Below are 13,579 nucleotides of genomic sequence, written 5' to 3' on the forward strand. Positions count from 1 at the left end.
TATTTTATATTGCTTATTCTAGCATTTTACGTTTAAATTTGCCGCACTTTAAAAGTATTAACAAAAATAATATGGCAAGAATTATTGCATTTAGAGAGGCTTTAAGAGAAGCTATGAATGAGGAGATGAGACGGGATGACAGGGTGTTTTTAATGGGTGAAGAAGTTGCCGAATATAACGGCGCGTATAAAGTAAGCCAGGGTATGCTGGCAGAATTTGGTCCTAAAAGAGTTTTAGATACGCCGATAGCTGAACTGGGTTTTACTGCAGTAGGTGTAGGCGCCGCACAAAGAGGTTTAAGGCCGATTGTTGAATTTATGACCTGGAACTTTGCAGTTTTAGCATTGGATCAGATACTGAACACAGCATCTAAAATGCTGGCGATGAGCGGTGGTCAGATCTCTTGTCCTATTGTTTTCAGAGGTGGTAATGGTTCTGCCGGCCAGTTAGGTGCCCAGCATAGTACGGCTTTTGAGTCACTGTATGCCAATATCCCAGGTATCAAAGTGGTATCTCCAAGCAACCCTTACGATGCAAAAGGTTTATTGAAGCAAGCTATCCGTTATGAAGAAGATCCGGTAATATATATGGAGAGCGAGACCATGTATGGGGATAAAATGGAAGTTCCTGAAGAAGAATATTATATAGAATTAGGAAAGGCTGATGTAAAAAAGAAGGCAATGATGTAACAATCGTTTCTTTCAATAAAATGATGAAAGTAGCTTTAGGCGCCGCAGCCGAGCTGGAAAAAGAAGGTATCAGCGCCGAAGTGATCGATTTACGTACCATTCGTCCTTTAGATGTTCCTACAATCGTTAAAAGTATCCAGAAAACAAACAGGCTGGTAATTGTAGAAGAACAGTGGCCGTTTGCTTCTATTTCGTCTGAAATAGCCTACAATGTACAAAAAGATGCTTTCGATTACCTGGATGCACCGATCCGTCGTATTACTGCGGCAGATGCTCCATTACACTACGCCGCCAACCTGGTAGCAGCAGCTTTACCTGATGTAGCCCGTACGGTTAAACTGGTAAAAGAAGTGATGTATCAGAAAAAATAATTTGAGTCATATTATCATTTTTAAAAGTCCATGAGCTATATTTATTCGCTCGTGGACTTTTAAGTTTACGATCTAAACAAAAAATCTGTAATAAAGTGCCCCATAGAAATAAGACAAACGAGAACGCGCCCGTTATACTCGTAATAGACGACGAAGTGTCCATTCGTAAAACTTTGATAGAAATATTATCATTCGAAGGTTATAAAACACACGAGGCTTCAGATGGCGAACAGGGAATCAGGATATTCTCTGAGCATAAATTTGATGCGGTTTTGTGCGATATTAAAATGCCCAAGATGGATGGAATGGAATTTTTGGGTAAAGCGTTGGAGGTAGCGCCTGACGTGCCTGTGATCATGATATCGGGTCATGGCACCATTGAAACAGCAGTGGAAGCGGTTAAAAAAGGAGCCTACGATTTTATCTCCAAGCCACCTGATCTGAACCGCCTGTTGATTACCATAAAAAATGCGCTGGATAAAGGCACGCTGGTTACCGAAACCAAAGTGCTCCGTAAGAAAATATCCAGGGTACAGGAAATTGTGGGCGATTCTGAGCCTATTAAACGCATAAAAGAGACAATCGATAAGGTAGCACCTACAGAAGCCAGGGTGCTGGTAACCGGTGAGAACGGGGTGGGAAAAGAATTGGTAGCTCGCTGGTTGCATGAAAAAAGTAGCCGTAATGCAAGTCCCCTGGTAGAAGTGAACTGTGCAGCCATACCTACAGAGCTGATAGAGTCTGAATTATTTGGTCACGAAAAAGGATCTTTTACATCTGCCGTTAAACAAAGGATAGGAAAGTTTGAGCAGGCCAATGGTGGTACGCTTTTCCTGGACGAGATTGGTGATATGAGCCTGAGTGCACAGGCTAAAGTGCTTCGCGCATTGCAGGAGGGGAAAATAACAAGGGTTGGGGCCGATAAAGATATTAATGTAGATGTGCGTGTGATAGCGGCTACTAATAAAGACCTGCTGGAAGAAGTGGAGCAAAAAAACTTCCGGCTGGATTTATACCATCGCCTTAGTGTAATATTGATCCATGTACCTTCCTTAAATGATCGCAGGGACGATATCCCCCAATTGATCGATCGTTTTTTAGAAAGCATTTGCGCAGATTATGGTATCTCGAAAAAGGAATTGATGATGGCGCTATTAAACTGCTGCAACAACATAACTGGACGGGTAATATCAGGGAATTGCGTAACGTGGTAGAACGACTAGTTATTCTAAGTGGAAAAACAATTATTGCAGAGGACGTAAAGAATTATGCAAACCCGTAGATAATTGCATCTTATTGATTGAAGATTATGAGGCTGCTGTGCGCATGAATGGATCATGTACACAGCAGTTATGATTTAAGGAACTATTAAGAGTCAACTGGTTATTACTTCGAATGCACCGCTTATCTTTATAATATATGACAACAGCAACCCGCTCTTTACTGCTAATTGGTATGGTATTATCTTGTGCCAATGCCTGGTCCCAGGATTTACTTTCCCGGGTTTTAAAGAATGAATTACAGCGGGAATTTACACAGCTAAAGGCTGCTGATAAAAATGTATACTATATGAGTTACCGGGTAGATGATATGGTCTCCTACCGGGTAACCGCTAATTTCGGTGTCATTAGTGCTGTCGATTCCAGCAGGGTAAGGGTGTTTACACCAACAGTTAGAGTGGGCAGCTACCAGTTTGATAATACCCATAATATCCAGTTTGGAGGTGCTGCCGGTACTTTGCCCATAGTAGAGAATGAGGATATATTGCGCCTGTCTATTTGGAAAAGCACAGACCTTGCCTATAAGAATGCTGCGCAGATATATGAACAATTGCTGACGAATAAAAAAGTGCGTGTAGCGGAAGAAGATACAGCCGCCGATTTTTCTAATGCCAAACGGGAAATTTATTATGATGCACCGTTAAATTACAAGGCGCTGAAACCCGACCTGGATAAGATCGCCGCAACCCTTAAGAACTTCACCCGGGTATTCAAGCAAAACCCAGACTTACTACAGGGAGGCGCTAACTTTGAGTTTAAGATTACGCGAAAATATTTCATTGATACAGATGGGTCCGACATTGTAGAGAACGGTACAGAAACCTGGCAGAGCATTTTTGGTAATACCAAAGCTGATGACGGCATGGAACTTCCGCTTTACAAGCTGTATTTTGCTTATAAGCCGTCCGAATTACCCTCGGGTGATAGTGTGCTGGCCGATGTTTCTCAGATGAGCGTTAAATTGACCCAATTGAAAAAATCACCGCTCGCAGACCCCTTTGTTGGCCCGGCGATTCTTTCTGGTCGTGCTGCGGGCGTATTCTTCCACGAAATATTCGGGCACAGGCTTGAAGGTAAACGAATGAAAAACGAATCTGACGGGCAAACTTTCAAGAATAAAATAGGCACCGAAGTACTGCCCGCTTTTTTAAGCATTGCAATGGACCCTACCGCAAAAAAAGTATCAGGTGCTGAAGTGAATGGTTTTTACAGGTTTGATGACGAAGGGGTTGCTGCCCGAAAAGTGGATGTGGTAGAAAATGGCATCCTGCGTAATTTTTTAATGACACGCACACCTATTAATGGGGTGAGTGGTAGCAATGGTCATGCGCGTACGGCACCCGGAGGTATTCCTGAAAGCAGGCAAAGTAATTTGGTTGTTACCGGCAAAAGCGAGAAAACGTTTAATGAATTGAGGGATATGCTGATCGCGGAGTGTAAAAAGCAAGGTAAGCCTTACGGGTATTTGTTCCAGGATGTGCAGGGCGGATTTACCAATGTAGGGCGTACCACACCCAACGCTTTTAATGTGTTGCCAACAGAGGTGTATAAAATTTATGCAGATGGTAAGCCAGATGAGCTGGTAAGAGGGGTTGATCTTATAGGAACGCCGCTTTCTATGTTCAAGCATATTGCAGCTTGCAGCAATAGCATGGAAACATTCAATGGTATGTGTGGCTCAGGATCGGGCTGGGTACCGGTTTCGGCTTCATCGCCGGCCATTTTTGTAGACGTAATTGAAACGCAGAAAAAAGCAAATCTTCCGAACGCTTACCGGTATTGCCAAGACCAGACCTCGACAAATAACACCGGAATATTTTTATATCAGTTGGTAGCCTAAAGTAAATAAGTCAAAAATGAGAGCAAAGATATTTTTCCTGACACTCCTGATAGGTTTTGCAGGATCTGCAACCCTGGCGCAGGATTTAAAGGATAATTTTTACGTAAAAGTACTCAACGATGAGCTGCAGCGAAATATTACCCGGTTGCATCTGCCAGACCTGGAGAAACCTTTTTATATCGCTTATAACCTGCAAAATGTCAACAGCTATAGTTTAAACAGCGAACGTGGTGAAATTACCACGGTGGTAAAAACGCCAGTGAATAATAAGTCGGTATCCGTTAAGCTAAGGGTTGGCGATTATCATCGCAATTTCGATTATATGATGTATGACGGTTATTTTGCGAATTTGCCGGATGAGGCCAGTGCCGATGAGTATCGCCGGTTGTTATGGCTGGAAACCGACCGGGCCTATAAAAATAATGCCCGACAGTTTAGCGGCTTTATGTCCTCTTTAAAAAGAGTAAGCGTAGACGAAAAAGAACTGGCCCTGGATGACCTTGCCCGCATTACACCGGTAGTAAAAGATTTTGGCGCTATTCAACCCATACAAATAGATACCAAAAAATGGGAACAACATTTACAATCACTATCGGCCCTGTTTAATGCTTATCCTAAAATAACCACATCCTATTGCCGCCTGTTAATAAGCAGCGCTGAAAATTACATAGTGAGCAGCGAAGGTTCTGTGATAAGAAAGCCCGGAGGGGCCGTAACCTTTATGGCTTATGGCGCTACTGCCGATGAAGAAGGGAATAATTACAACAGCAGCTATTCCATAACAGTTAAGCAGATGGATGAGTTACCTACGCCCGAACAATTGCAGGCAAGTGTAAAAGAACTGATCAGTAAAATACAACAGAAAGAACAGGCTAAAGCATTTGAGGGCGCCTATATGGGACCTGTACTCTTTGTTGGGAACGCCGTTCCCGACATCGTTAATCAATGTTTTTCCAGTGCCTTGCAAACCCGTCGCAAATCTGTTTTGGGGTATAATTCCGGAGAAACCAATTATGAGGAAAAGCTGGGGCAAAAACTGGTGGCAACCGATCTTACAGTAACAGCTATTCCCTCACTAAAAAAGTAAATGGTAAGCATACCACAGGATACTATGAAATTGATGATGAGGGGGTGGTGCCGGCAGATTCGCTGGTGCTGATAGAAGCCGGTATTTTAAAGAGCCTGGTGAATGGAAGAACTCCCACCCGCAAGTTCCTTAAATCCCAGGGCTTTGGCCAGTCTTTTATGGGCAGGAATTATAATGCAGGTGTATTAAAGCTAACTTCATCTAAAACCGCTCCTGCAGATTCTATGAAGGCTAAGCTGTTGCAGCTAGCCAAAGAAGAGGGGCTTACCGTTGCATATATGGTAAAAGACATGTCTTTTAATAGTCCTGAGGTATATAAGATTGATGTAGCAACAGGTAAAGCCGAGATGGTAAATGAGTGCAAGATCAGTCCGTTGAATATGAAGTCTCTCAGGCGTTTTACTATTGCGTCAGATAAACTGCAGTTGGAAAATAATTCAGACTATACCATTGTTGCACCGGAAAGTATGATCGTCAACGAAATAGAGATCGAGAAAAACGAAACCACCACCAAGCCTAAACCTATTATTGTTTCTAACCCGCTTTTAGATAAAGCCATTGTAAGTAACGTTGATAAAAAAACCGGAAAAATAAAAAAGGCTGTTAAGAATTAACAGCCCAGAGGGTGTGTAATGAATTCATAGATGTGGGGTGCCCGAAATAACGATGCACCCTTTAACGGCCTGGTTTGGCGGCTTTCACGGCCCGGCTTCGGGTTCTCCATTTAAAGTTTGTCTGTACCCCTCGACTCCTTATCCATCCGTTGAATATCTTTTAATCGGTCTGCAGATATAGGATTTACGTAGTCCCAAAAAGCCGCTACGCAAACTATTTTCCATTGACCGTTTTCCTTTTCCATCATTCTTACCTCTTTACTGTGGTGGAAATTGTCGCCCTCTTTATTGCTGTTGAACTGGTCCCAGGTGAGATAGCAGGCATCAGGGCCATAAAATTTGTATTTTATGTTTTTGCGTTCCACAACCGGGTGGCTGCTCGATTGTGGCTCGGGGTTATCATTAATATATTTCCCCACAGTATTATCAATGCCATCCCAGCCTACGCTGGCGTCAAAAGTGCCGTCCCTGTTGCTCCAGGCCTGAAAGGCATAGTCAGTTTGGGCGTAAGTTGATTTCCATGCATTATAGTCCCTCGCAAAGAAAGAAGCGGTTTCCTTTTCTATGGTAGCGAGAATAGCATCTTTTTCCGCCTGCAGTTTCTTTTCATCCGGCATCTTCGCATTGCTTGGCTTACATCCTGGTAAAATAAATACGGATAATGCTAATACAAGACTGAATAAGCGCCAAAGGCATTGGGTGGCAATGTGAAATGATGATAAGGGGGGCGGTTTGCCGGTGCTGGGACATTTGAACCGGGAGATACGCTGCGCAAAGCTAACTGGTGCATAATGTTAAGTTTTAATGGGTGAACAATAAACTTTCCATTCCTTCTCAGTATCGTTGTAGTAAAAAGATCTCCAGGATTAGTGGTCTGATTACCACAGTACTAATTTACTCTTTTATTATTGATTTTCCAATTCAATTTTTAAATCGACAACCGCTGTAGCCTATACCTGTGCACACTTACCGATATAGCCAAGGGTTTTACCGAATAGACTTTCGTTTTCAATAACTAATTGTATTAAATTTGTTTCATAAACACTTAAAATCAAATACTATGAAAGGAATAGGTTTAATTGTAATTATTTTATTAGTGGTGGTAGGCTTTATGGGATGCAAAGGCTATAACGGCCTTGTAAAAGAAGATGAAGTTGTAAAGAATGCCTGGGCCAATGTGCAAAGCGATTACCAGCGACGTAACGACCTGGTGGGCAACCTCGTAAATACGGTGAAAGGTGCCGCTAAATTTGAGCAGGAAACGTTAACTAAAGTGATCGAAGCAAGGTCTAAAGCTACTTCGGTAAATATTTCTGCAGATCAGCTGACACCGGAAAATATGCAGCAATTTCAGGCAGCACAGGGACAGGTAAACAGTGCGTTAAGCCGTTTACTGGCAGTTGTGGAAAGCTATCCTGAGTTAAAAGCTAACCAGAACTTCCTGCAATTACAGGGACAGCTGGAAAGCATTGAGAACGAGATCCGTGCTTCACGCAATACTTTTAACGGAGCTGTAAACAGTTATAATACAAAAGTTCGTTCTTTTCCTATGAATATTTTAGGTGGCATGTTGGGCTTTAAAGCTAAAGAACCCTTTAAAGCTGACCCTGGTGCCGAAACAGCTCCTAAAGTAGAATTTTAATTGAAGAGCATGCCGCAAAAGCGTTTTTCAGGATATCTTATTGGTGCGTTCATTATTTTGTTGGGGCTCTATGTGATAGTGGCTTACAATTCTTTAGTGCGTAAGGAGGAGAAGATGGAACAGACCTGGGCTGATGTACAAAGCACTTACCAGCGAAGGCTTGATCTGACTCCCAACCTGGTAAATACAGTTAAAGGAATGGCAAGCTTTGAGCAGGAAACCCTGACTCAGGTAGCTGAGGCCAGGAGTAATGCGCTGTCTGCCTCCGGCGGTGGGTTGTCTGCTGATGATTATAACCGGCAATCGGGCCTGCAGGATACACTGGCTGCTGCTTCTAATCGTTTGATCGCTGTTATTGAAAAATACCCGGTTTTACGAGGAACGGAAGCTTACAGAGGCTTACAGGTTCAGTTGGAAGGTAATGAGCGCCGGATCAAAGTAGCAAGGGCTGATTTTAATGCAGCTGTCAGAGATTACAATGAAGCTGCCCGCTCTTTTCCCAAAAGCCTGGTAGCAAAAATGCTGGGTTTTGAAGTAAAGGAAGGGTTTAAGGCCATAGATGGTGCACAAAATAATGTAGACATTAAATTTTAAGTCAATTGGGATTTTCATTATTTAAAAGCAAATCGCCGGAGTTTCTCACCGCAGCAGAGAAAGAGCAGGTGGTAGACGCGATCAGGAGTGCAGAAAGCCGCACCAGCGGAGAGATCCGTATTTACATGGAAAGTCATTGTAAATATGTAGACCCGGTAGAGCGTGCTTCAGAAATTTTTTTCCAGTTAAAAATGGAGCAAACGGTGGAGCGTAACGCGGTATTGCTTTACATAGCCGTTAAGGATCACCAACTGGCCATTTATGGAGATGAAGGTATCCATAACAAAACAGGGGCTCAATACTGGCAGGAGTTGGTTCGTCACATTTTACAGGAATTTAACCAGGAGCATTTTGTGGAGGGCATATGCCAATATGTGTATGAAATAGGAGAGGGCTTACATAGCTATTTCCCATACGATCGTGCCAGCGATCACAATGAATTGCCCGACGATATTGTATTTGGAAAATAGTAAATCAGCAACCACATCAAAACAAAATTATCCATACCCGTTTTTTCCCCGTTTTCAATAAAAGGCTTACAGCAACGTGTAATCGAGCTATTCCTGCTTAGCATGTTTGTTGTTTTTGCTTTTACAGCGAAGGCGCAAATTGAAAACGATGTTCCGGCTGTGCCCAATCCGCCGAGGTTAGTGAATGATTTCTCCGGCAATTTTCTTACCCCCGAGCAAAGAGAGGCATTAGAACGTAAGTTGGTAGCTTATGATGACAGTACATCCAACCAGATAGCAGTGGTAGTGGTGGATGACCTTAAAGGATATTCAAGAGATGAATTTGCTATTGCCCTGGGAAGGAAATGGGGTGTGGGCGGACAAAAGCAATTTAGTAACGGTGTTGTTATTTTAGTAAATACAGGTACCAAAGGCGGGCAACGTGGTGTTTTCATAGCGCCAGGATACGGCCTGGAAGGTTCGGTTACTGATTTGGTTGCCGACCAGATCGTTCAAAATGCGTTGATCCCCAATTTCAGGCAGGGCGATAATTATCGTGGTCTGGACGAAGCTACTACTGATATTATGGAGGCTGCTGCCGGAAAGTATCAGGCTCCGGATGGTTACGATCAGAGGGGCAAAGGTGGTGGCCGGTTATCCGGACTTCTTATGGCGGCCATTATTCTTTTTATAATAATAGTTATTATTAATCGCAGAGGTGGTGGCGGTGGCGGGTATGTATCCCGTCGTGGTTATCGTGATGATTGGAGCGGCCCAGTCATCTTCCCGGGTGGATGGTCCGGAGGTGGCGGTGGCGGCGGAGGGGGTGGCGGCTTTGGTGGTTTTGGTGGCGGCGGATTTGGCGGCGGCGGCGCCGGAGGCAGTTGGTAAACGGTTGAGAAATACTGACGGTTATGCTTAATAAATTAACGTTCATCCTGCTTGTTGCCTTGATGCCTTCACAACTCTGGGCCCAGCAAACTGCAGAAAAGCTGGTGCAGGAAACAAATTACCTCCTGTATCTTCCCGAAAACTATAAGGACGATACGGCACGCAAATGGCCCTTGGTCATATTTTTACATGGATCGGGCGAAAGCGGCGACGATCTTAATAAGGTTAAGTTTCATGGCCCTCCCAAGCTGGTTGAGGCTGGTCGCCAATTTCCTTTTATCCTCGTTTCACCCCAGGCTCCGCCGAATACAGGGTGGCAACTGGACGTGCTGAAAGCATTATTAAACGATCTCAAGAAAAAATATAAGGTAGACGAAGACCGGGTATACATGACCGGTTTAAGCATGGGCGGTTTTGGCACCTGGAACTATGCGGAGAAATATCCTTCTGATCTGGCCGCGATTGCACCTGTATGTGGTGGTGGCGATGCCGAAAAGGCCTGGACTTTAAGGTATATGCCCATATGGTGTTTTCACGGTGCAAAAGATGATGTGGTTTTACCGGCCGCCTCCATTAGCATGATTGATGCGGTTCGTAAGTTGAACAAAAAAGCAGAAGTGAAATTTACCTTATATCCTGATGCCAATCATAATAGCTGGGATATTACCTATAACAATGATAGTTTATATCAATGGTTGCTTTCTAAGAAAAGGTTCCGTTTTAACCAGGTCGCAGTGCCGGATGCTGCTTTAAAGTCTTATGTTGGCAAATATGCTGACTCAAAAAAGGATACAGTCACATTAATGATAGAAGAAGGACGTCTTTTGGTGAAAGATGTGAATAACAAGATTTTCCTGAAAGCATCTTCACCCGTCAATTTTTACTGGCAGGATGATTCGATAGATGAAATAGAGTTCAGCAGGAACGAAAAAGGCGCTATTACAGGATTTTCCCTGCTGATGGGCGACCGGAAATTCTTCCGTAGGGTAGAGAAATAGATTTTTAACCGAAATATTAAACAAAACCTAAAAGTTTTCAATTTGTCGTAGGCAAACGCCAAACCGATAATTTCAGTTAAATTTGCCTGCAAGAAAAATTATTATATTTAATGAACAGGCATTTTCTTTTTTGGCTCTATTTACACTCCTTTCTTTTGTTGGCTTTGGACAGGGTTACCAGGTACAGTCTAAATACTTCGTTTATCTTCAAACAGAACCTGCGCAGCCATTCTATATTAAGATTAACGGGCAGCAAATAACAGCCAATGCTTCCGGTTATTTAATTCTTCCCCAGTTAAAAGACGGCAATTATAAATTAACGGTGGGATTTCCTGATAGTAAGACCGCCGAGCAACGTTTCGATTTTAAAATTGATTCAAAAGATAAGGGCTACCTGATAAAAGATTACGGAAATGATGGCTGGGGCCTGTTTGATCTGCAAACCATGGCGGTTCAAAAGGCTTTGAAGGTTGGAGAAGAAGTGGTGACTGCAAAAGTAACGCCTCCTGCACCGAAGCCCGAACCTAAAAAAGAGACTGTTCCCGCAGACGGCGTGTCAGACTTTACAAAAGTATTATCGCAGGCCGCCAATGATCCGAGTTTGCTGGAAAAGCCTAAACAGCAACCGGTGGAAGAAAAACCTGTAGTGGTGACACCGCCTCCGACAGCAATTAACCAACCAGCGGAAAATAAACAACCGGCTACTGTACAGGAGCGCCCTGTTGTAAGAGTGCCGGATAATAGCGCCGCAGCAGAACCTGTTCAAACGAAAACTTCTAAAGGTGTTACTGTAGTTTATGACGATAGAAACGAATCGGGACAGGTAGATCCTATTACCATTTTTATTCCTGAGCCAAAAGCCAGCGGACCCAAAGAACCCGCCCCTGCACCGGTGGAACGCGAGAAGAAAGAAACGGTAACCGTTAAAGAAAATAATCAGTCTGGTTTTAAAGTAGAAGAAAAGGCGGCTATTTCCCAACCGGCTGCTGCTGAAAATGCAAGTGCTAAATCCAGTAATGCTGCTTGTAAGTCGATCGCAACAGAAGATGATTTCTTGAAATTGCGCCGGGCAATGGCTACAGAAAGTAATGATGATAGTATGATTGCACAGGCCTCAAAGGCTTTTAAGGCTAAATGTTATACTACTGCTCATATCAAATATTTGAGCAGCATGTTTCTGTCCAATGCAGGCAAGTACAATTTTTATGCAGCGGCTTATCCTTTTATTGCAGACAGAGAGCATTTTGCTTCTCTCGCATCTGAAATTAAAGACGCAGCCTACCGCGATAAATTCAATGCATTGGTTCAGTAGTTATTGATCATCTTCTATCATTTCAAATCGTCATTAACATTGCGTTATTTCCTGGAAGTAGCTTACAAGGGCACAAGGTATAGGGGATTTCAGATCCAGAAAAATGCGCTAACCATACAGGGAGAAATAGAGAAGGCTTTCAAAGTACTTTTTAAACAGCCTGTAGAACTTACAGGATCATCCAGAACCGATGCCGGAGTTCATGCCCGGCAAAACTTTTTCCATTTCGATTGGCCCGAAACATTTGAACAAAAATGGATCTATAACCTTAATGCTATCCTCCCCTCAGACATTGCTATCAATACAGTTACTGAAAAAAGTGATGAGGCGCATTGCCGCTTTGATGCATTGAGCCGGGTTTATCACTATCATGTTTACCAATATAAAAATCCTTTTATAACTGACAGCGCTTATTTTTATCCCTACTCGCTGAATATTGCCTTGTTGAATAGTGCAGCAGCATTAATAAAAGACTATACAGATTTTACATCCTTCTCCAAGAAGAATACCCAGGTAAAAACATTTAATTGTACCATACTCCAGAGTGAATGGATTATGAAAGATGATCAGCTGGTTTATGTAGTATCTGCAAATCGGTTTCTCCGCGGCATGGTTCGCGCGCTTACCGCCACCATGCTTAAAGTAGGAAGGGGTATTATTTCTCTCGAAACATTCAGAGCTATCATCGAATCTAAAGATTGCAGCAATACCTATTTTGATACACCTGCACATGGTTTAACCTTGATGCAGGTTAAGTATTCCTGATCCGTCAGCAGTTTTACTGCTTTGAGCAATCGTTAAAGGTTTGTGTGTGGTAAATTACATTGACGACTTCCTGAATCCAGGATGATTCTTCTTTTATTGATACAGTTTGTTCGGCTTATCAAACAGTGGCAGGGCATTATATGGCAGGCTTTACCAAAGCAACGTATACTTTGGTTACGGCTAACCGAAGGAGTGTAACGCCTGCAGCAATGGATAGCCTTCTTTGGGATTCCAATCTGGACAACTTCATTGATATTAATATTAAAGGTCCCGGCCCGGTTGGAGAAAACTATAATGTAACCACAACCAACAGGCGGGTTAGTGCCGATCCTGTAATCAATACCGGTATCGTTATTGGCTGGGGATCCTGGAATCTTGCGAGTGGTGCGGTTGAGAACCAGGCTTTCGGCTAGTGTTAGTTAAATGCTATACTACAACAGGATCGGGTAGGGGCACTGTTAATATCAATGTTGTAGTACCGGCTGAAAACCAACGGGCACGGTTTAATCCGGTATCGATGTTTGGGTATCCAAGTCCGTAAAACGATATATACCATAGTATATAAGGGCTGAACTATATAAGGGTAGCCCTTTGTTAGTGAAGTTGTGTAGTTATTAATTACTATCTGAGGTTGATGGTGAGCACCTAGCATCGAGCATCGAGTATTCAGCATCCTTTTATATAACTAGTTGATAATTAGCGTTTAGCGACATGTAATTTACGCACGATGGCTTGCGGTTCCTGTTTTATTATGGTTATTTGGATATTTTTTAAAATAAAAGTGGCAAAAAGTTTTGTGGTGTTGTAAAGAGTTCTATATTTGCAACCCGTTAGCGAATAGCGTAGTTCTTAAAGTGTTGTAAATGTTTGGTAATGAGTTGTTTGAGAAGATTTATCAAAAATAAATTTGGTGAGTTAAAATAAAGCTTTTACATTTGCATCCCGTTTGAGAGTTAAAGACGGAAAGAAGTTCTTAGAAAAGCCCTTAGGGTACTGAATAACAAATTAATAATGAATGACTTATTTTAAGCATTCCGCTTATTTCCC

At 42.7% G+C, this 13,579-nt stretch carries 15 protein-coding genes and 1 pseudogene; 15 read left to right on the top strand and 1 reads right to left on the bottom strand.

All coding sequences use genetic code 11. The annotated features are described in order from the left end of the window. Positions 1-71: 71 nt before the first annotated feature. From MKP07_RS16665 to MKP07_RS16690, 7 genes and pseudogenes are all read left to right on the top strand, one after another. Positions 72-689, top strand: coding sequence for a hypothetical protein (locus MKP07_RS16665; RefSeq protein ID WP_240848185.1), 618 nt, complete (start codon positions 72-74; stop codon positions 687-689). Between the two features lie 20 nt (positions 690-709). Further along, positions 710-1,060, top strand: a complete 351-nt coding sequence (locus tag MKP07_RS16670) for a transketolase C-terminal domain-containing protein (protein ID WP_240848186.1) — start codon at positions 710-712, stop codon at positions 1,058-1,060. Between the two features lie 155 nt (positions 1,061-1,215). Continuing rightward, positions 1,216-2,055 (top strand): annotated as a pseudogene (locus MKP07_RS16675) (sigma-54-dependent transcriptional regulator); the annotation flags it as partial. 113 nt (positions 2,056-2,168) lie between these two features. Further along, positions 2,169-2,342, top strand: a complete 174-nt coding sequence (locus MKP07_RS43810; protein WP_449589173.1) for a hypothetical protein — start codon at positions 2,169-2,171, stop codon at positions 2,340-2,342. Between the two features lie 137 nt (positions 2,343-2,479). Continuing rightward, a complete protein-coding gene (locus MKP07_RS16680; protein WP_240848188.1) occupies positions 2,480-4,180 on the top strand; it encodes a TldD/PmbA family protein in 1,701 nt (566 codons plus the stop codon). 16 nt (positions 4,181-4,196) lie between these two features. Next, positions 4,197-5,267, top strand: coding sequence for a hypothetical protein (locus MKP07_RS16685; protein ID WP_240848189.1), 1,071 nt, complete (start codon positions 4,197-4,199; stop codon positions 5,265-5,267). A gap of 29 nt (positions 5,268-5,296) precedes the next feature. Next, complete coding sequence (locus tag MKP07_RS16690; RefSeq protein WP_240850898.1) at positions 5,297-5,881, top strand: hypothetical protein; 585 nt, start codon at positions 5,297-5,299, stop codon at positions 5,879-5,881. Between the two features lie 110 nt (positions 5,882-5,991). Here the strand turns inward: MKP07_RS16690 and MKP07_RS16695 are convergent, their stop codons facing one another. Beyond that, on the bottom strand, positions 5,992-6,498 hold the full coding sequence (locus MKP07_RS16695) for a hypothetical protein (protein WP_240848190.1): 507 nt from the start codon (positions 6,496-6,498) through the stop codon (positions 5,992-5,994). 443 nt (positions 6,499-6,941) lie between these two features. Here MKP07_RS16695 and MKP07_RS16700 point away from each other — a divergent pair, with 443 nt between their 5' ends. The 8 genes from MKP07_RS16700 (at position 6,942) to MKP07_RS16735 (ending at position 12,945) form a co-directional block, all read left to right on the top strand. Further along, positions 6,942-7,523, top strand: a complete 582-nt coding sequence (locus tag MKP07_RS16700) for a LemA family protein (protein ID WP_240848191.1) — start codon at positions 6,942-6,944, stop codon at positions 7,521-7,523. Positions 7,524-7,532: 9 nt separating this feature from the next. After that, a complete protein-coding gene (locus tag MKP07_RS16705) occupies positions 7,533-8,117 on the top strand; it encodes a LemA family protein (RefSeq protein WP_240848192.1) in 585 nt (194 codons plus the stop codon). A gap of 5 nt (positions 8,118-8,122) precedes the next feature. Next, positions 8,123-8,587: a TPM domain-containing protein gene (locus tag MKP07_RS16710; RefSeq protein ID WP_240848193.1), complete on the top strand. Its 465-nt coding sequence runs from the start codon at positions 8,123-8,125 to the stop codon at positions 8,585-8,587. A gap of 102 nt (positions 8,588-8,689) precedes the next feature. Then, the gene (locus tag MKP07_RS16715) at positions 8,690-9,457 is read left to right on the top strand and encodes a TPM domain-containing protein (protein WP_240848194.1); all 768 of its coding nucleotides are present in this window, start codon (positions 8,690-8,692) and stop codon (positions 9,455-9,457) included. Positions 9,458-9,480: 23 nt separating this feature from the next. Further along, the gene (locus MKP07_RS16720; RefSeq protein ID WP_240848195.1) at positions 9,481-10,455 is read left to right on the top strand and encodes a prolyl oligopeptidase family serine peptidase; all 975 of its coding nucleotides are present in this window, start codon (positions 9,481-9,483) and stop codon (positions 10,453-10,455) included. A gap of 82 nt (positions 10,456-10,537) precedes the next feature. Then, a complete protein-coding gene (locus MKP07_RS16725) occupies positions 10,538-11,767 on the top strand; it encodes a DUF4476 domain-containing protein (protein ID WP_240848196.1) in 1,230 nt (409 codons plus the stop codon). Between the two features lie 3 nt (positions 11,768-11,770). Then, positions 11,771-12,532 (top strand): tRNA pseudouridine(38-40) synthase TruA, encoded by a 762-nt coding sequence (gene truA / locus MKP07_RS16730; protein ID WP_240848197.1) that lies wholly within the window; start codon positions 11,771-11,773, stop codon positions 12,530-12,532. A 140-nt stretch (positions 12,533-12,672) separates the two neighbouring features. Continuing rightward, positions 12,673-12,945: a hypothetical protein gene (locus MKP07_RS16735; RefSeq protein ID WP_240848198.1), complete on the top strand. Its 273-nt coding sequence runs from the start codon at positions 12,673-12,675 to the stop codon at positions 12,943-12,945. Positions 12,946-13,579: the final 634 nt, after the last annotated feature.

It is taken from the genome of Paraniabella hibiscisoli (genome assembly GCF_022512515.1).
GTDB classification, from domain to species: Bacteria; Bacteroidota; Bacteroidia; order Chitinophagales; family Chitinophagaceae; genus Niabella; species Niabella hibiscisoli.

Coding starts and splice junctions, on each gene's coding strand:
- MKP07_RS16715 (WP_240848194.1), top strand. CDS start 8,690: ATGTTTGTTGTTTTTGCTTTTACAGCGAAGGCGCAAATTGAAAACGAT.
- MKP07_RS16700 (WP_240848191.1), top strand. CDS start 6,942: ATGAAAGGAATAGGTTTAATTGTAATTATTTTATTAGTGGTGGTAGGC.
- MKP07_RS16685 (WP_240848189.1), top strand. CDS start 4,197: ATGAGAGCAAAGATATTTTTCCTGACACTCCTGATAGGTTTTGCAGGA.
- MKP07_RS16665 (WP_240848185.1), top strand. CDS start 72: ATGGCAAGAATTATTGCATTTAGAGAGGCTTTAAGAGAAGCTATGAAT.
- MKP07_RS16670 (WP_240848186.1), top strand. CDS start 710: ATGATGAAAGTAGCTTTAGGCGCCGCAGCCGAGCTGGAAAAAGAAGGT.
- MKP07_RS16705 (WP_240848192.1), top strand. CDS start 7,533: ATGCCGCAAAAGCGTTTTTCAGGATATCTTATTGGTGCGTTCATTATT.
- MKP07_RS16735 (WP_240848198.1), top strand. CDS start 12,673: ATGGCAGGCTTTACCAAAGCAACGTATACTTTGGTTACGGCTAACCGA.
- MKP07_RS16720 (WP_240848195.1), top strand. CDS start 9,481: ATGCTTAATAAATTAACGTTCATCCTGCTTGTTGCCTTGATGCCTTCA.
- MKP07_RS16695 (WP_240848190.1), bottom strand. CDS start 6,498: ATGCCGGATGAAAAGAAACTGCAGGCGGAAAAAGATGCTATTCTCGCT.
- MKP07_RS16680 (WP_240848188.1), top strand. CDS start 2,480: ATGACAACAGCAACCCGCTCTTTACTGCTAATTGGTATGGTATTATCT.